The organism is Hymenobacter sp. B81, from assembly GCF_044628455.1.
In the GTDB taxonomy this organism is placed as follows: Bacteria; Bacteroidota; Bacteroidia; order Cytophagales; family Hymenobacteraceae; genus Solirubrum.
Window position 1 is genome coordinate 158,486 of sequence record NZ_JBIYZW010000003.1, and the last position, 15,679, is coordinate 174,164.

A 15,679-nucleotide genomic window follows, 5' to 3' on the forward strand; every position below is an offset into this window, starting at 1 on the left:
CCGCTGCCCAGCCCCGACAGACTACATGAGACTGCCGTTTCTGAACAAACCCGTTGTGCGCAGAATTACCGGCGATGCGGTCGGCTTGGATCGGTACAAGGCAGATTCCTTCATCAACAACCTGCTCAAGGAGCTACCCGAGTTGGTAGCTGCCGCCGTGGTGGAGGTGAAGACCAGCAAAACCATGGCTGCCTATACCTCCCTGGCTAGCTTCGACCCTTACAAGATCAGTTCGCGCAACGCCGAGTTGCTGCGCCAAACCCAGAAAGCCCTCAACGCACCCTGGCTGGCGGGCCAGCGCCTCAACGACCTGGTAGTAGTGCTCGACGAGCAGCTGCACTGCCTGCGCACCACTGCCGACGGGCTGCGCCTGTGTTACGTAGCCGTGCGCCTGGCCGACACCAACATGGCCCTGGTGCGCGACGTGATGCGGCGCTGCAGCAATTAGCCCGCCTTTTCAACGCATTTCTTCCTTTTCCTTTTCCCTCCCTCATGTCCATCATTACCCCTGCCCAGTGCGTTCAGAACATTCTGAAAGAGCTGCCCTCGCTCGTGGCCGTTGCCGTAGTTGAAACCGAAACCGGCATGCCGCTGGCGCACCACTCCAACATGGCGTCGTTTGATGCCGAAACGGCTGCCGCTTACAATACGGAAGTCATCAAGCAAAAGCTCAAGGCCATTCAGGCCCTGAAGCTGGACCAGACCGTGCAGGACATCCTGCTGACTTTGACCGACCAGCTGCACCTGCTCAAGTTGTCGCCCGATGGTGGCAAGTTCATTTACCTGGCCGTGAAGTCGGCCGACACCAATCTTGCCATGGCGCGCCAGGTGCTGAAAAGCCAGACCGCGGTGCTTAACTAAGTCCCGGTTCCGATTTGCAACGCCCGCCGACGCCCGCGTCGGCGGGCGTTTGTGTTTAGGCAAATCCCCGCCGGTCCAGCCGGGGCTTAGCCACCGTTTCAAGCCTGCGTTGCCCGCCGCCCCAGTGGTTTAGTCCGTCGCTCACTGGCCGTTGCCGGTTTTCCAGAAGCCTTTTCCGCTTTCGGCAAGCACTTCGGCCTGCAAAACCGACGTAGAAGCGTGCGAAACCTTCTTATATGAGTGCGAAACTGACTTATACGCGCGCAGATGGACTTAGAAGCGTGCGAAACCTTCTTAGATGCGACCTGAGTGGACTTAGAAGCGACCAAACGGACGTAGAAGCACTCTGACTCTTCTTAGAAGCGACCTAAACGTTCTTAGAAGCGACCAAGACGGTCTTAGAAGCACTCAGGACGGACGTAGAAACGCACCGGGCCGGCTGGCAGGCACCCGAAATGGGGCAGGTGGCCGACCCGCCGCCGCTGGGGCGGGTACCAGGGCTAAACAGCCAACGCATGCCGCCGAAAAGGCAGGCGGAGCGGGCGGGGTGCGGGGCCGAACGCGCGCCGGGAAGGGCGCAGCGGATTTGTGGGCGCGACTAAGGCTGCTGGCGCTGCCAGGCCTGCACCCGGGCCACGGCGTTGCGGCGCAGGTTCAGGTAGTACAGGCCGTAGTCGGCAATGTGGAAGGAGTGGCGCAGCAGCGGCTGACCCGGGAGCAGGAAGCGGGGGTAGCCGCCGGTTTTGGGCGGGTGCAGCCACAGCACGCCCTGGTGCACCTTGGCGTCGGTTACCTGCGGCTCGATGCGGTCGAAGCTCATGGGCACGCCGCCCAGGTTCAGGGTGGCCGGCGCGGCGGCCGTGTCGAGCGTCCAGGTCAGCGGATTGGTAACAACGGCCTGGCGAAAGGGCGGAAACTCGTAGCCCCACTCGGCCGCGTTCCAGCTCACGTAGCAGCCCGTCTGCAGTGAGTCGGCGCAGGGCTGCAGCACCTGGTAGGTACTGCGGGGCACGTCGAAGCCGATGAGGTAGGCGGCCACCAACTGGCGCTGGCGGGCGGGGTGCTGGTCGAAAAACTCGCGCAGCAGGCGCCGGGCATGGTGGGTGCCCTGGCTGTGGCCGGCCACGATAATGGGGCGGCCCTGGTTGTGGTGGTCGAGGTAGTACTGAAAAGCGGCGCGCACGTCGCCGTATGCCAGCTCCAACGCCCGCTGGCCGTTGGCGGTGCTGTCGAAAAACGACATGAGCGTGGCCTGGCGGTAGCGTGGGGCGTAGATGCGCCCGGCAGCGTTGAACACCGAAGCCTGCTTGCGGATGGTGGAGTTGTCGGTGAAGCGGTTCAGCTGCTCGTCGGCCAGGTCGGCATTCCAAGCCTGGGGCTTAAACAGGGTGGTGGGATGCACGAAAAACACGTCGGCTGCGGCCTGGGCCTGCCCGTCGCGCAGTGGGGTGTTGGTGGGCACCTGGTCGGCGGCATCGGCGCGCGCGGGCAGGGCCGCCCAGTTTTCGGGCCGGCTGTAGTCGGGCGCCGCGGCTGGCACGTAGGCCTGGAAGTCGCGCCGCGGCTTGATCAGGTTCAGGCAGCCCGTGAGCAGCAGCCAAGGGAGGCTGAACAGCAGCAGGCGAAGCATAATCAGCCGGGAAGCGGGCATGCGTAAGCGTTATTCGGTGGCGGCGGGCGCCGCCGGGGCGGGCTTGGCGGCGTCGGTGAAGTTGTTTTCGAGCAGGCGCTCCTGGCGGAAATAGGTGAGCTTGCCGTTGCGGTCGAGGCGGGCGCGCACCTGGGCCAGGGTCTGCTGGTACTGGTTGCGCGACTTGCGCAGACTGCGGCCGCGCTCCTGGTACTGCACCATCACGGTGCCGTCTTCGGCCACGGGGCTGATTTGCAGGGAGCCGGGCTCGTAGCTGAGCTGGCTTTCGAGGAACTCGGGGAAGTGGGAGCGGTTCAGCTCGTCTTCGATGGCCGCCGGCGTGGTGTTCTGCAGCAGGTAAAACCGCTCAACCTGGGGCGCAAAGTGCTGGCTGGCGTTGAAAGGGGCCGCTTCCATGTCGGCGTACAGGGCCGTGAGCGTGCGCTGCACCCGGCTGCGGATAGCCGCTTCGCTGGTGGCGCTGCTCTCGGCTGCAGCCGGGATGGGAGCTTCGGGGCCGGGCGCGGTAGCGGCGGGCGTGGTGTCGGGGGCCGGCAGCGGAATGGCGGGCTGCACCCGAATGGTTTCGGGCGCGGCGACTGGGGGCAGCTCCAACTGCTCGGCCTGGGGGCCCTCTTCCACCGTCACGGCCGTCGAGTCGGCCGCGGTGAGCGTGTCGCTGGTCAGGCGCTCCGACTCGCGGTTGCCCAGCAGCAGGTAGGCTGCCACGGCCAGCAGCAGCAGCACGCCGGCCACGATGAGTACCGTCGCCAGCGGCTGCTTGGCCGGGCGTTCGGGTTCGTAGGCTTCTTCGGATAGCTCGTCGGCGGGCGCCGGCGACGAGTGGGGCAAGGCCGCTTCGGTGGGCCGGTGCGAAACCGGGTCGAGGATGACGGGCTCGAGCTGGGGTTGGCCGGGCTCGTCGACCACTACCGGCGGCAGCAGCGGGTCGTCGACGGGGGGCGGAATCAGGTGAGCTTCGGGGGCGGTGGCATTTTTCTCGTCAAAGAGCAGCTTGCGCTTCAGCGTTTCAAATTCCTGGGGCGTGATGGTGCCCGCGTCGAGCCATTCCTTGAGCTGGCGCAGCGTGTCGAGGGGCGACGGGTTGTTATCCATAAGAAGGGCAGGGCCCGGGGATGGAAAGGGCCGGCGGGTTATTTACGGTCGAGGGCCGACAGCCGGTCGCGGCGGCGCTGGAGCAGAATCTTGCGGCGTTCGGTAAGGGTAGTGTTTTCCTGCAGCTTGGCGTCGTTTTCCTTCACGCGGGCCGCATTTTTCTCGTTCTGCTCCTGCAGCTGCTGAATGCGGGCCAGGTTGCTGGCCGTGTTTTCCTGGGTGGTCTTGGTGTCCTTTTCCAGGCGCGACTTTTCCTTCTCGGCTTCCTGCAGCTGCTTTTCGGCCTCGGCTACCTGCTGCTTGTAGAAGTAGGGGCGGGCCTCGCGGGCAAAGTTGTTGACGATGGTGCGCAGGGCCGCAAACTCGGAGGGCGTGCGCTCGGGGTCGATCCAGGTGGTGCCGTTGTCGAAGGCGGCAAAGACCTGCACTTCCACGGTGCTGTCGGAGGGCGCCACGATGTTGGCGTACAAATCGAGCAGCTTGCCCGATACGCTCGACACCGGCGTTTGCTTGGCCGTGAGCACGTCCTTGCTGCCCCCAATGCCCAGCACGCCGCCGGTCTTGAAGCGGATGTTGTAGTTATCCTTCATGAACTCCTGGAAGTAGGCGCGCACCAGGCTGGTACTGCCTTCTACCTGCACCTTCAGGGCGGGCCGCTCGCGGCGGTCCACGTTCACGGTGCTGGTGCGCACGTCGTACACCTGGGCCAGGGCGGAGCCGGTGGGCAGGGCAGCCGCCAGCAGCGACCAACCGAGCAGGCGAAATAGGAAGGTTTTCATGGGAAGAGTCGGAGTGAGGGGAGGGCGGAAAAGCTTACAGCAGGTCGTGGCGCTCGAGGGCGGCCTGCAGGTCGTCGCGCATATCGGCGAAGCGGCGCAGGGCGGCGGCCACGAAGGCGTCGTCGACCAGCTGGCGCACTTCGGCGTCGCCGCCGGTCAGGTCCAGCTCGCTCACCTTGTAGGTTTGCTCCAGCATGCCCTTTTCCAGCTTGAGCAGGTACTTGCCGTTCCACGCCAGCAGCGTGATTTTGACGTCGGAGTGCGGAATATCGGCTACGTGGCGCATGGCAGCGGGGCAATTGAACGGGCGAAGATACCACCCCAAACCAACACCAGCCCCGGCCGCGGGCTAACCCGCTGCGACTCATTGCGTACATCAAGCTGTTGCCGCGAATTTTCCCACCTTCAACGCACCGTAATCATGCCACAGGGAGATAAGTCCAAGTACACGGACAAGCAGAAACGCCAGGCCGAGCACATCGAAGACAGCTACGAAAAGCGGGGCTTGTCGGAAGACGAAGCCGAACGCCGGGCCTGGGCCACCGTCAACAAGCACGACGGCGGCGGCAAGAAACCGGGTGGCTCGGGCCGCAAGTCGAGCTAACGGCAAAACCACTCATCAGCAAAACCGCGCCGGCCGGCTTCCACCCAGGAAGCCGGCCGGCGCATTGTCGGGAGCGGCGCAGCTTAGTCGCTGAGCGGCAGACGGGGCTTGGGCAGCTTGAAGTCGAGCGTAGTGCCCTGGCCCGCGGCGCTGCGCACCCGAATGGTGGACTTGTGGGCCTCCACGATGTGCTTGCTGATGGCCAGCCCCAGGCCCGAGCCGCCCGACTCGCGCGAGCGGCTTTTGTCGATGCGGTAAAAACGCTCGAAGATGCGGTGCTGGTGCTCCTCTGGAATGCCTTCGCCGTCGTCGTACACGGCCACGCGCACGCTCTTGCTGGTTTCCTGCAGGGTTACCGTCACGTGGCCGTGCTCGCGCCCGTACTTGAGGGCGTTGTCGATAAGGTTGATGAGCACCTGCCGGATGCGGTTGCGGTCGGCCAGCACGCGCACGCCGCTGGCGGGCAGCACGGCGGGCAGGAGGGCCAGCGTAACGTGGCGCTTGGCGGCCTTCAGCTCCAGCTGCTCAAAAATCTCGCGCACCAGCAGGGCCAAGTCGAACACCTGCCGGCGCATGCGCACCACGCCCTTTTCGAGCTGGGAAATGGTCACCAGGTCCTGCACCAGCGCATCGAGGGCGTCGAGGGCCGTGGCGGCTTTCAGCAGGAACTTCTCGCGGATGAAGGCCTCGTCTTCGCCCGCGTCGAGGACGGTGTGCACAAAGCCCTGAGCGGCGAAAATGGGCGTTTTCAGCTCGTGCGACACGTCGGCCAGGAAGTCGGAGCGCAGCTGCTGCAGGCGGCGCAGCTCGTCGATTTCACGCTGCTTGCGCGTGGCCATGTCGATGATTTCCTCCCGCATGCGCTTGAGCGGCTCGGGACGAAATAGGAACTTGTTGGACAGCCGCCGGAACTCCTTGCGCTTGATGTGCTCCAGGCCCGCGTAGATGTTGTTGATTTCGCGGAACATCAGCGCCTCAAAGGCCAGGTACACCAGCAGAAAGCAGCCCGCAATAGTGACCCCGCCCGCCAGCACGGCCTGCTGAAACGGCAGCGTGGGCGCAGCCCAGGCGTACGCCGTGAGCACCACGCCCACCAGCAGGGCAATGATGATGGCAATGGCCCGGGACGAGAGGTTGAAGCGAAACACGGCGGCGTGGGAGTTGGTCGGGCAAAGGTGCGGCGGACTGACCTAAAAGGCTAACCCGCCGCCCGCGGTTCGGCGGCCGGCGCACCAACCAGCCCGGGGACTTGGCTGCCGGCTACTGGTCGGCGTTGAACTTGTAGCCCACGCCCTTGATGGTCTGGATGTGATGCTCCCCCACCTTTTCGCGCACCTTGCGCACGTGCACGTCCACGGTGCGCGCCAGCACAAATACGTCGTTGCCCCAGATGTTCTGCAGCAGCTCGTCGCGGCCGAACACCTTGTGGGGCGCGGCGGCCAGGAAGGCCAGCAGCTCGAACTCCTTTTTGGGCAGCGAGATTTTGCGGCCGTCCTGGTACACGGCGAAGCCCGTGCGGTCGATGCGCAGGCCGTTGATGTCGATAACGTCGGAAAGCGGGGCGGCGGGTTCCCGGTCGCGGCGCACCACGGCCGCCAGGCGGCTCATCAGCGCCCGGGGCTTGATGGGCTTGCTCAGGTAGTCGTCGGCGCCGGCATCGAAGGCCGCTACTTCCGAAAACTCCTCCGAGCGGGCCGTCAGGAACAGGATGTAGGTGTCCTTGAAGCGGGGCAGGGCCCGCAGCTCGCGGCAGGCGGCAATGCCGTCGAGGTGGGGCATCATCACGTCGAGCAGCACGATGTCGGGCTCAAACTGCGGGGCTATTTCTAGCGCCTTGCGGCCGTCGGCAGCCGTAGCCACCTCGTAGCCTTCCTTGCGCAGGTTGTATTCGAGCAGCTCCACGATGTCGGGGTCGTCGTCGACCACCAGAACCTTGTAGGCAGCGGAAGCGGGAGAATGTTGCACGGCGGTAGCGGCTAAGGTGAACTCGGGGCGAATGCCGCCGCAAAAATACCGCTAAGCCCGCCAGCAGCCGTGTTACCATTTTGTGAACCACGGATTGCGGCGAATTCAGCGGATTTCGCGGGTTCAGTAGACGATTGTGGCCCGCCAGGCCCCGGTGAAGCAATGCTGGATTTGCCACTGCGGTACTTCAGCGGCGGCAGGTAACCTCATAAAAAAACTGCCACGGCTCCGGGCCGTGGCAGGTCATCAGTTCAGGTAGGCTACAAAGTCCGCCGCAATCCGTGATTAGTTTTTGGTTAAAGCCAGCGGGTGCTTCAGGCCGTTGTACTTGTACATGTCCACCTTCACCGAGCCCACGAACATTTCGGCTTCGAAGAGCACCGGAATCTTGTTCTTGTCGTCGGAGAGGTACACCGAAATGGCATCTTCGCCGCGGAACAGCTTGTTTTTGGGCATGCGCGGCGTCAGGCGGATGGCCCGCACAGTGCCGGCCTTGGTTTCCACGTTCTGGCGGCCCTTGTAGGTTACCGTCATGTCGAACACCTCGTCGTCGAAAAACCCCTGCACCTTGATTTGCTCGCCCACCTTGCGGTGGCTGAAGTCGAGGGTGCGCAGAAAGTAGAAGCCGCTGACCAGGTCCTGCACGTTGTCGGGCACCTTGTGGGTGCTGCGCTTGGGGTCCTTATCCTTCTTGCGCGACTCCACTTCCACCACGTCGCGCTGGTGGTCGAAGTCCACGGTTTCCTTTTTGCGGTAGCTGTTTTCCTCGATGTTGCGGAAAAACTTCTGCGGCAGAATGCTGGTCGTGTCGATGTAGGAGCGCCAGGTGTCGCGCACTTTCAAGAATAAATCGAACGAGCCGTTGGTGCGGCCGGTGACCGTGGCCTTGTAGCAGGGACGGTCGTTGATGCGCTGAATTGCGTCGTCGACCTCAATGGTCGCTTCGGCCGCCGTAATCAGGCCGTAGTGCACCTTGTACTTGACCACTTCGCCGCGGCCAAAACTCTCGTTGCGCACCGAGCGGGGCGACTCGTTCGGCGCAAAAGCCGTCAGGCCCAGCGCGGCGCCGCCCAATAGCAGGGGCAGGGCCAACAGGGTGCGGCGGCGGTTAAAAAGCGTGAACACGGGCAAACAGAGTAAGTGACTCGGGACCCTACGCAAAGCAGGTGCCAGTAAAGATAACCATCTGCCTAGTGTACGCACAACGCTCCGACAGGATTGGCGCGGGGGCGCGTAAAAATGGGTAAGCCGGGCCGCTTGCCCGTTTTGCGCCCGAATACGCCGGCGCACCAGGGCGGCTGCTAACAAAAAAAGCCCGCGGCACGGGGCCACGGGCTTTTTGCGTGTGATGAGCCGGGATGCTTACAGCGTGTCTTCGCCGTCCTCGGGGCCGCTCAGGTCCACGGGAATGGCGGCAGCTACGGCCTCGGGCTCACCCTTGGCCTTCTGGCGCACCTTGGCTTCGATTTCGTCGGCCAGTTCGGGGTTGTCCTGCAGGATGGTTTTCACCCCCTCGCGGCCCTGACCCAGGCGGGCGCCGTTGTAGCTGAACCACGAGCCCGACTTCTGGATGATTTCCATGTCGGTGGCCAGGTCGAGGATTTCTCCCACTTTCGAGATGCCCTCCCCGTAGATGATGTCGAACTCGACCACTTTGAAGGGCGGTGCCACTTTGTTCTTCACCACCTTCACCTTGGTGCGGTTACCGGTCACGTTGTCCTTGTCTTCCTTGATCTGCCCGATGCGGCGGATGTCGAGTCGGACGGAAGCGTAGAATTTCAGGGCGTTACCGCCGGTGGTGGTTTCGGGCGAGCCGAACATCACGCCGATTTTCTCGCGCAGCTGGTTGATGAACACGCAGCAGCAGCCGGTTTTGTTGATGGTACCGGTGAGCTTGCGCAGGGCCTGGCTCATGAGGCGGGCGTGCAAACCCACTTTCGAGTCGCCCATATCGCCTTCCAGCTCCCCTTTCGGTACCAGGGCCGCCACGGAGTCGATTACGATGATGTCGATGGCTCCCGAAGAAATCAGCTGGTCGGCAATTTCAAGGGCCTGCTCGCCGTTGTCGGGCTGAGCGATGAGCAGGTTGCTCGTGTCGATGCCCAGCTTCTCGGCGTAGCTTTTGTCGAAGGCGTGCTCGGCGTCGATGAACGCGGCCACGCCGCCCTTTTTCTGGGCTTCGGCAATCATGTGCAGGGTCAGCGTGGTCTTACCGCTGGACTCCGGCCCGTAGATTTCGATGACGCGGCCGCGCGGCACGCCCCCGATGCCCAGGGCAATGTCGAGGCCCAGCGAGCCGGTGCTGATGGCGGGGATGTCCACCACTTTGTTGTCGCTCAGCTTCATGACGGTGCCCTTGCCATAAGCCTTGTCCAGCTTGTCCATGGTCAGCTGGAGAGCCTTCATTTTTTCGGCGTTTTGGTTCACCGTTTTGTCCGTAGTTGCAGCCATTTGTGCGGGCGTTGGGGAGATATGATGTAGGTTTGAAAGTCGCTGTTCAGGCGTCGCCGCCAAGCTACAGACTGTTACGGTAAAACCCCGTCAGCGTCCGTTGCAGGCAGCTTTTTCTAACACAATCGACCCTGCTTTTGTGCCAGTCGAGCAATAAATATATGAGAAAATATTTGCTAAAACTATTAGCTATTGGTCTTCTGTTGCTTACGGCCGCACCCGTTCGCGCCCAGCTCGACAACCGCGCGTTTCAGCACCACTTACCGGTGCGCTCGGAGTACGCTCACTCCCTGCGCCTGGCCGTGCAGGGCTTCCTGTTTTCCAAGGACAACGAGTACTTCAACAAGATTTTTGAGGGCCGCACCTACTACGGCACCCAGCTGATGCCGCGCCTGGTGTACTTCCCCAGCGCCGGGTTGCGGTTGGAGGCGGGCATCTTTCTCTACAAGGATTACGGCACGCCCCGGCTGCGGCAGGTGCGGCCGGTGTTCACGGCCATCTACCAGCACGGGCCGCACCGCATCGTGTTCGGCAACCTCGAGGGCCACCTCAACCACGGCTACGTTGAGCCACTGTTCGATTTCGAGCGGGTGATGCTCAACCGCCTGGAGGAAGGCATGCAGTACCGCCTCAACACCCGCCGCTTCGACGTGGACGCCTGGGTGGACTGGCAGCGGCAGCAGTACCGCTTCAGCAACTTTCAGGAGGAAGTAGCCGGCGGGCTGGTGGCCGAGGCCACCCTGGCCCGCGACTCGACCCGCGGCTGGCTGCTGCGGTTGCCGTTTCAGTTTCTGGCCACCCACCGCGGCGGACAGATCGACACCATCGACAAGCCCCTGCAAACGCTTTTCAACGTGGCCAGCGGCCTGCGCGTGCGCAAGGAATTGCCCTCGTCGTTTTTCCACGCTGTGCACTTCGACGGCTACTTCACGTACTTCAACGACTACTCTTTCACCCGGGAGTTGCCCTTTGCCAGCGGCACCGGCCTGTACCTGAACGCGGGTACCGACACGCGCCTGACCAAGCTGCAATTGTCGTACTGGCAGGGCCAGGGCTTCGTGGCGCCGCTGGGCGGGCCGCTCTACCAGTCGGTTTCCTATACCGTCAACAGTCCGGGCTACACCGAGAAAAACCGCCAGCTGCTCATCGCCCGGTTTTTCAGCGACTATACTCTCACCGAGGGGTTGGTGCTGTCGACCCGCTTCGAGCCGTTTTACGATTTCAACCGCGGCGAAGTGGAATTCTCCTTTGGGGCCTACCTGAACTTCAACCACGAGTTCTTCCTGACCTCGCTGCGCCGCGACTAGCCCGGTACCGGCCCGCTGGGCCGCTCGGCGAAGCTTTTCACTTCCGATAGCTCAAGTGGCCGGCTCTGCTCGAACTGCCACACGCCGGGCTCTACCTGCTGGGCGAGGCGCTGGAAGCCGGCGGCTTCGGCGGTGCGCTGGCTGCGGGCGTTTTCGGTGCGGCAGCGGAGAATGAGCTTCTGCGTGCCCAGCTGCTGAAAGGCGTAGTCGGCCAGGTGGCGCAGCGCCTCGCGGGCGTAGCCGCGGCCCTCGGCGGCGGCGGCCAGGTAGTAGCCCACCTCGGCGGTTTGGGCGCGGGGCGTGTCGGGCTGCAGGCTGATGTCGCCCAGGTACTGCTGGGTTTGGGCCGCCCAGATGCCCCACACCAGCAGGCGGCGCTGGCGCCAGCTAGCCGCGTAGCCCTGCAGGGTCTGTTGCGCATCGGTCAGGGTTTGCACGGCGGCAATGCGCCGCGGGAAGGCCGGCTGCAGCCGCGGGCGCTCGGCATCGAGCAGGGCAAAGAAGGCCGGGGCATCGGCGGGTCCGTAGGGGCGCAGCAGCAGACGGGGCGTGGCCAGCGGGGCCGCGGGTGGAACGGGCAGTAAAGGCATTGTACCCGGCTTGCACGCAACGCGGCGGTAAACGGTTACGCCCCGGCCGAAAGTTTAACCCCGCCGGGCGGCGGCACGTTACCGCTCGGGGCCGCCGCCCGGCGGCCCGGCATCTACTCCCAACCAAAACTCTTGAGATAATGAAACGACTGGAAGGCAAGGTCGCCATCGTGACGGGCGGCGGCGCGGGCATCGGCGAGGCCGTGAGCAAGAAATTCGCCCGCGAAGGCGCCGCCGTGGTGGTGGCCGGCTTCGTGGAAGACCCCGTGCACGAGGTGGTCGAGGAAATCAACCGGCAGGGCGGCCGGGCCGCGGCGTTTACCGGCGACCTGTCGGTGCAGGAAACGGCCGAGGCCTGCGTGCGCCTGGCCGTGCAGCAGTTCGGCCGGCTCGACATTCTGATCAACAACGCGGGCGTGTTTCCGACCACCGCCACCATCGACCAGTACCCGGTGGAGGCGTTCGAGTACATGGTCAAGAACAACATCTACTCCTGCTTCATGATGACGCGCGCGGCCGTGCCGGAACTGCAGAAAACCCACGGCAACATCGTGTCGGCGGGCTCGGAGGCGGGCTGGATGGGCATTGCCGAAAACACCCCCTACGGCGGCACCAAGGCCTTTATCCACGCTTTCATGAAGGGCGTTTCGACCGAGCAGGCCAAGGAGGGCGTGCGCGCCAACTGCGTATGCCCCGGCCCCATCGACACGGCCTGGACGCACCAGGAAACCGGCCCCATGTCGGCCCAGATGGAAAAGGAAACCCTGGCTGCCCCGCCTCTGGGACGCCGCGGCACGCCCGAGGAAGTCGCCAACGTGTATCTGTTTCTGGCCTCCGACGAAGCCAGCTACGTCACCGGCGCCCTGTACTTCGTGGATGGCGGCGTGACCAACTCCAAGGGGCCGCACGGCGAGAAAGTGCCGGCCAAGCTGAAAAAGGAGCCGGCCGGCGAGCTAAACCTGGAGCACTCCAAGGACGGCCACGCCGAAATTCGCCCCCAGGACCAGTGGCAGAATCTGGGGTAGGTGCTGGTGCGAGCACAGCAGGTTTTAAACCAACACCGCCCGGCAACTCACGCGTAGTTGCCGGGCGGTGTTGATTGATGGGGGTGACAGGTTTCAGCTTGTCAAGCCCGGTCAGCCCAGCCTCCGAAAAGGACCGGGTGCTTCGCTCGCAATGACGAGCTTTATTGGTTTGTCTACCTGGGCAGGGTCGAAATCAGGGCGGCCTCGCTCAGATGGGGGTGGCGGTACTGGGCCGGGCTGCCCAAGGACTGCTGGGTGCGCATCACGTTCACCTGGCGGGCGGCTTCGTTGAAAAACTCTAGGCGGCGAATGAGCATTTCCTTGGTGAGCACGCGGCCCTCGGGGGTGCGCATGTAGGCGCGGGCATCGGCGAGGATGCGCTGCATGGCCGCGTTGGTGGCGTCGAAACTGGCTTCGTACTGCTGCTTGAACTCGGCCACGCAGTCCAGGCCCCCGGCGCTCAGGCGGAACTGCCCGCCGGCCTGGTTCAGCACTTCGCACAGCACGTACACCTCCAGCGGCAGCGACACTTCCAGGGCGGTGGTGCGCAAATCGAGGCCCGCGCGCAGGGCGTCGTCTACCATGTGCAGGTTGCGCGGAAAGCTTTCGTAGTAGCCTTGTACTTCCATGAGGGTCATTTATCAGTTAACATTGATCATTTATCAATTGACATTTATCAGCCGCTCCTGCTGCTTGATAAATGTCAATAGATAAATGATCAACGACTACAGGAGTTCTTTTACGATCTGGTCGACGGTGGTGCCTTCGGCTTCGGCCTTGAAATTGCGCACTATGCGGTGACGCAGAATGGCCGGGGCCACGGCGCGCACGTCCTCGATATCGGGCGAGTATTTGCCGTTGAGCAGGGCGTTGCACTTGGCTCCCACGATGAGGTGCTGCGAGGCACGCGGGCCGGCGCCCCATTCCAGCAGCTGCGTGGCCCGGGGAGCGGCGCGCTCGGTGTTGGGGCGCGTCTTGTGCACCAAACTCACGGCGTACTCAATCACGTTGTCGGTTACCGGCACGCGGCGCACCAAATGCTGGAAGGCTTCGATGTCGTCGGCGTGCAGGATTTTCTGCACCGTGGGCTTGATGTCGGCCGTGGTGTTCTTCACAATCTGCAGCTCGGCCTCGTAGCTGGGGTAATCGAGCGTGATGTTGAACATGAACCGGTCGAGCTGGGCCTCGGGCAGGGGGTAGGTGCCTTCCTGCTCGATGGGGTTTTGGGTGGCCAGCACGAAAAACGGCTTCTGCAGCGGGTAGCGGCGCCCGGCCACCGTCACGGCGTACTCCTGCATCGATTCGAGCAGGGCGGCCTGGGTTTTGGGCGGAGTGCGGTTGATTTCGTCGGCCAGGATAATGTTGGCGAAAATCGGCCCCTTCACGAAGTGAAACTCGCGCTGCTGGTTCAAGGTCTCCGAGCCCACGATGTCGGAGGGCATCAGGTCGGGGGTGAACTGGATGCGGTTGAAGGACAGGTCCAGCGCGTCGGCTACGGTTTGCACCAGCAGGGTTTTGGCCAGGCCGGGCACGCCCACCAGCAGGGCGTGGCCCTGCGAAAACACGGCCGTCAGCAGCAGCCGCACCACCTCGTCCTGCCCCACAATCACTTTCCCGATTTCCCGGCGCAGCGTTTGGTAGGCCTGGGCCAGCGCGTCGGCTGCTTCCTTATCCGATGAGTATTGTCGCATTCGATGAGTGGTCAGGGGTGCGTTACGAGTAGTCAGTGGGCTATGGTCGGGGCCGGGGTGGCGAAGGTTGCCGGGCCGGGCGGCCCACCGCTGACTACGGGCAACTAATTATTCGGCGCTGAGCAGGGAGCAGCCCGAGTATTCGGGGTCGACCTCGAGGTATACCGTGCCGCGGTTCTTCAGGAACCAGGCGTCGAGGGCCTTGTTTTTCTTCTCGTTCAGGGCCGCGGCGGCAATCTTCTGGTAGTCGTCCTTGAGGTTGGCCTGGTGGGGCGGGGTGTTGGACTTCAGCCAGATGATGCGCACGGCGTCCTTGCCGTCGTCGGTGCGGTAGGGCAGCGGGGCGGTGATGCTACCCACCTTCATGGTGTCGATGGTAAAGAAGATGGCCGGGTCGAGCTGGTCGAGGGGCAGGAAGCTGCTGCCGTCGGCGCGGTTGGCCAGCAGGCCGCCGTTGGCGCCGCTCTGCTTGTCGTCGGAAAAGTCCTTGGCGGCCTTGGCAAACGAGATGCTGTCGGCCAGAATGCGGGTGCGCAGCTTGCTGAGCTCGGTAGCGGCGGCCGACACGTTGGTGCTGCCGGTGGCGGGCTTGAGCAGAATGTGCCGGGTGCTGTAGCTGTCGCCCTTCTTCTCGATGAGCTGAATGAGGTGGTAGCCAAACTGCGACTTCACGATGGGCGAGAGGCCGCCCGGCTCCAGGCGCAGGGCCGCCGCCTCGTACTCGGGCACCAGCTCGCGGCGCTTGAAGAAGCCCAGGTAGCCGCCTTCCTTGCCCGAGCCGGGGTCCTCGGAAAACTCGCGGGCCAGGGTGGCAAAGTCCTCGCCGCCCTGAATACGGGCGCGCAGCTCGTTGAGCTTGGCCACGGTAGCCTGCTCGGCCTTGTCGTCGGGCTTGGCCAGCTTCACAATCTGGCCTACTTCCACCTCAGTAGAGTAGTAGGGGATGCTGTCCTTGGGAATGCGGCCGAAGAACTGGCGCACTTCGCGGGGCGTCACGGTAACCTTGCCGGCAATTTCCTCCTGCATCTTCTGCTGCACCAGCTGGTCGTGCACCTGGCTGCGCAGCTCTTCCTTAAGCTGGCGCAGGGGCTTGTTGTAGTACTCCTCCAGCTTTTTCTCCGAGCCGATCTGCTGCACGAAGTAGTTCATGCGGCGGTTCAGCTCCCCGTTTACCTGATCCTCGCTCACCACCACCGAGTCGGTTTCGGCTTTGGCCAGCAGCAGCTTGTTGAGAGTGAGCGACTGCAGAATCTGGCAGCGCAGGTTGGGCGGCAGCGGCTTGCCTTCGGCCTGCTGCTGCTGCTGAAAGTAGATGCCCTCCAACTCCGAGCGCAGCACGATCTGGTTGTCCACCTTCACGATGATGCCGTCGGCAATTTGCTTGGTGGGGCGGGATAAGCCGGCCAGCGCCTGGGCCTGGGCCGCAGCGGCCGCGAGCAGCACCAGCAGCGCCGTAGCGGCCGGGCGAAAAATATGCATCATGTTCACGTTACAAAAACCAGGTCGGCGCGCCGGCAAAAGCTAGCCGGGCCAACCGCTACCACTGCGGGCAACACCCAAAGCGGCCGGTAAATTTCAACATAATTCGGTGGGCGGGCAAAAACGCTCCCGAATCCTCGCCGCAAGGAGCCCGGCGGCCGGCCGAAAGTTGCACCCACAG

Annotated in this window: 17 protein-coding genes; 5 read left to right on the plus strand and 12 right to left on the minus strand. The window is 63.6% G+C overall.

Annotated elements, in window-relative coordinates:
* Positions 1-55 precede the first annotated feature (55 nt).
* Positions 56-448 carry a hypothetical protein gene (locus tag ACE191_RS17620; protein WP_400193551.1) on the plus strand — a complete coding sequence of 131 codons (393 nt, stop codon included), beginning with the start codon at positions 56-58 and terminating at the stop codon, positions 446-448.
* 44 nt (positions 449-492) lie between these two features.
* Entirely contained in the window at positions 493-861 is a 369-nt protein-coding gene (locus ACE191_RS17625; RefSeq protein WP_400193552.1) for a hypothetical protein, read from the plus strand.
* Between the two features lie 598 nt (positions 862-1,459).
* Here the strand turns inward: ACE191_RS17625 and ACE191_RS17630 are convergent.
* Genes ACE191_RS17630 through ACE191_RS17645 form a run of 4 tightly spaced genes read right to left on the minus strand, consistent with a single transcriptional unit; the run spans position 1,460 to position 4,672 of the window.
* Positions 1,460-2,512, minus strand: coding sequence for a DUF3089 domain-containing protein (locus ACE191_RS17630; protein WP_400193553.1), 1,053 nt, complete (start codon positions 2,510-2,512; stop codon positions 1,460-1,462).
* Positions 2,513-2,521: 9 nt separating this feature from the next.
* Entirely contained in the window at positions 2,522-3,607 is a 1,086-nt protein-coding gene (locus ACE191_RS17635) for a hypothetical protein (RefSeq protein WP_400193554.1), read from the minus strand.
* 38 nt (positions 3,608-3,645) lie between these two features.
* Positions 3,646-4,386 (minus strand): hypothetical protein, encoded by a 741-nt coding sequence (locus tag ACE191_RS17640; RefSeq protein WP_400193555.1) that lies wholly within the window; start codon positions 4,384-4,386, stop codon positions 3,646-3,648.
* Positions 4,387-4,420: 34 nt separating this feature from the next.
* Positions 4,421-4,672: a hypothetical protein gene (locus ACE191_RS17645; RefSeq protein WP_400193556.1), complete on the minus strand. Its 252-nt coding sequence runs from the start codon at positions 4,670-4,672 to the stop codon at positions 4,421-4,423.
* 135 nt (positions 4,673-4,807) lie between these two features.
* Between ACE191_RS17645 and ACE191_RS17650 the strand changes: the two genes are divergently transcribed.
* Positions 4,808-4,990, plus strand: a complete 183-nt coding sequence (locus ACE191_RS17650; RefSeq protein ID WP_400193557.1) for a hypothetical protein — start codon at positions 4,808-4,810, stop codon at positions 4,988-4,990.
* Between the two features lie 83 nt (positions 4,991-5,073).
* On the opposite strand, the gene ACE191_RS17655 is transcribed toward ACE191_RS17650, so the two are convergent.
* The 4 genes from ACE191_RS17655 to recA all read right to left on the minus strand — a co-directional run bounded on the left by ACE191_RS17655 (position 5,074) and on the right by recA (position 9,406).
* A complete protein-coding gene (locus ACE191_RS17655; RefSeq protein WP_400193558.1) occupies positions 5,074-6,138 on the minus strand; it encodes a sensor histidine kinase in 1,065 nt (354 codons plus the stop codon).
* 112 nt (positions 6,139-6,250) lie between these two features.
* Positions 6,251-6,955: a response regulator transcription factor gene (locus tag ACE191_RS17660; RefSeq protein ID WP_400193559.1), complete on the minus strand. Its 705-nt coding sequence runs from the start codon at positions 6,953-6,955 to the stop codon at positions 6,251-6,253.
* Between the two features lie 285 nt (positions 6,956-7,240).
* Positions 7,241-8,080: a DUF3108 domain-containing protein gene (locus tag ACE191_RS17665; protein WP_400193560.1), complete on the minus strand. Its 840-nt coding sequence runs from the start codon at positions 8,078-8,080 to the stop codon at positions 7,241-7,243.
* A 237-nt stretch (positions 8,081-8,317) separates the two neighbouring features.
* On the minus strand, positions 8,318-9,406 hold the full coding sequence (gene recA / locus ACE191_RS17670; RefSeq protein WP_400193561.1) for a recombinase RecA: 1,089 nt from the start codon (positions 9,404-9,406) through the stop codon (positions 8,318-8,320).
* Positions 9,407-9,609: 203 nt separating this feature from the next.
* Between recA and ACE191_RS17675 the strand changes: the two genes are divergently transcribed.
* Positions 9,610-10,713 (plus strand): hypothetical protein, encoded by a 1,104-nt coding sequence (locus ACE191_RS17675; protein ID WP_400193562.1) that lies wholly within the window; start codon positions 9,610-9,612, stop codon positions 10,711-10,713.
* Here ACE191_RS17675 and ACE191_RS17680 read toward each other — a convergent pair.
* The gene (locus tag ACE191_RS17680) at positions 10,710-11,303 is read right to left on the minus strand and encodes a GNAT family N-acetyltransferase (protein WP_400193563.1); all 594 of its coding nucleotides are present in this window, start codon (positions 11,301-11,303) and stop codon (positions 10,710-10,712) included. The genes ACE191_RS17675 and ACE191_RS17680 overlap by 4 nt on opposite strands.
* 140 nt (positions 11,304-11,443) lie before the next feature.
* On the opposite strand from ACE191_RS17680, the gene ACE191_RS17685 reads away from it, so the two are divergent.
* Positions 11,444-12,328 (plus strand): SDR family NAD(P)-dependent oxidoreductase, encoded by an 885-nt coding sequence (locus ACE191_RS17685; RefSeq protein WP_400193564.1) that lies wholly within the window; start codon positions 11,444-11,446, stop codon positions 12,326-12,328.
* A gap of 173 nt (positions 12,329-12,501) precedes the next feature.
* Here the strand turns inward: ACE191_RS17685 and ACE191_RS17690 are convergent, their stop codons facing one another.
* The 3 genes from ACE191_RS17690 to ACE191_RS17700 all read right to left on the minus strand — a co-directional run bounded on the left by ACE191_RS17690 (position 12,502) and on the right by ACE191_RS17700 (position 15,501).
* Positions 12,502-12,966 (minus strand): hypothetical protein, encoded by a 465-nt coding sequence (locus ACE191_RS17690; protein ID WP_400193565.1) that lies wholly within the window; start codon positions 12,964-12,966, stop codon positions 12,502-12,504.
* An 87-nt stretch (positions 12,967-13,053) separates the two neighbouring features.
* Positions 13,054-14,019 (minus strand): AAA family ATPase, encoded by a 966-nt coding sequence (locus tag ACE191_RS17695; protein WP_400193566.1) that lies wholly within the window; start codon positions 14,017-14,019, stop codon positions 13,054-13,056.
* Positions 14,020-14,127: 108 nt separating this feature from the next.
* On the minus strand, positions 14,128-15,501 hold the full coding sequence (locus ACE191_RS17700; protein WP_400193567.1) for a peptidylprolyl isomerase: 1,374 nt from the start codon (positions 15,499-15,501) through the stop codon (positions 14,128-14,130).
* Between the last annotated feature and the right edge of the window lie 178 nt (positions 15,502-15,679).

Excerpts from the sequence above, each read along its gene's own strand:
- ACE191_RS17625 (WP_400193552.1), top strand. The coding sequence starts at position 493 with ATGTCCATCATTACCCCTGCCCAGTGCGTTCAGAACATTCTGAAAGAG.
- ACE191_RS17630 (WP_400193553.1), bottom strand. The coding sequence starts at position 2,512 with ATGCCCGCTTCCCGGCTGATTATGCTTCGCCTGCTGCTGTTCAGCCTC.
- ACE191_RS17635 (WP_400193554.1), bottom strand. The coding sequence starts at position 3,607 with ATGGATAACAACCCGTCGCCCCTCGACACGCTGCGCCAGCTCAAGGAA.
- ACE191_RS17640 (WP_400193555.1), bottom strand. The coding sequence starts at position 4,386 with ATGAAAACCTTCCTATTTCGCCTGCTCGGTTGGTCGCTGCTGGCGGCT.
- ACE191_RS17645 (WP_400193556.1), bottom strand. The coding sequence starts at position 4,672 with ATGCGCCACGTAGCCGATATTCCGCACTCCGACGTCAAAATCACGCTG.
- ACE191_RS17650 (WP_400193557.1), top strand. The coding sequence starts at position 4,808 with ATGCCACAGGGAGATAAGTCCAAGTACACGGACAAGCAGAAACGCCAG.
- recA (WP_400193561.1), bottom strand. The coding sequence starts at position 9,406 with ATGGCTGCAACTACGGACAAAACGGTGAACCAAAACGCCGAAAAAATG.
- ACE191_RS17680 (WP_400193563.1), bottom strand. The coding sequence starts at position 11,303 with ATGCCTTTACTGCCCGTTCCACCCGCGGCCCCGCTGGCCACGCCCCGT.
- ACE191_RS17685 (WP_400193564.1), top strand. The coding sequence starts at position 11,444 with ATGAAACGACTGGAAGGCAAGGTCGCCATCGTGACGGGCGGCGGCGCG.
- ACE191_RS17690 (WP_400193565.1), bottom strand. The coding sequence starts at position 12,966 with ATGACCCTCATGGAAGTACAAGGCTACTACGAAAGCTTTCCGCGCAAC.
- ACE191_RS17695 (WP_400193566.1), bottom strand. The coding sequence starts at position 14,019 with ATGCGACAATACTCATCGGATAAGGAAGCAGCCGACGCGCTGGCCCAG.
- ACE191_RS17700 (WP_400193567.1), bottom strand. The coding sequence starts at position 15,501 with ATGATGCATATTTTTCGCCCGGCCGCTACGGCGCTGCTGGTGCTGCTC.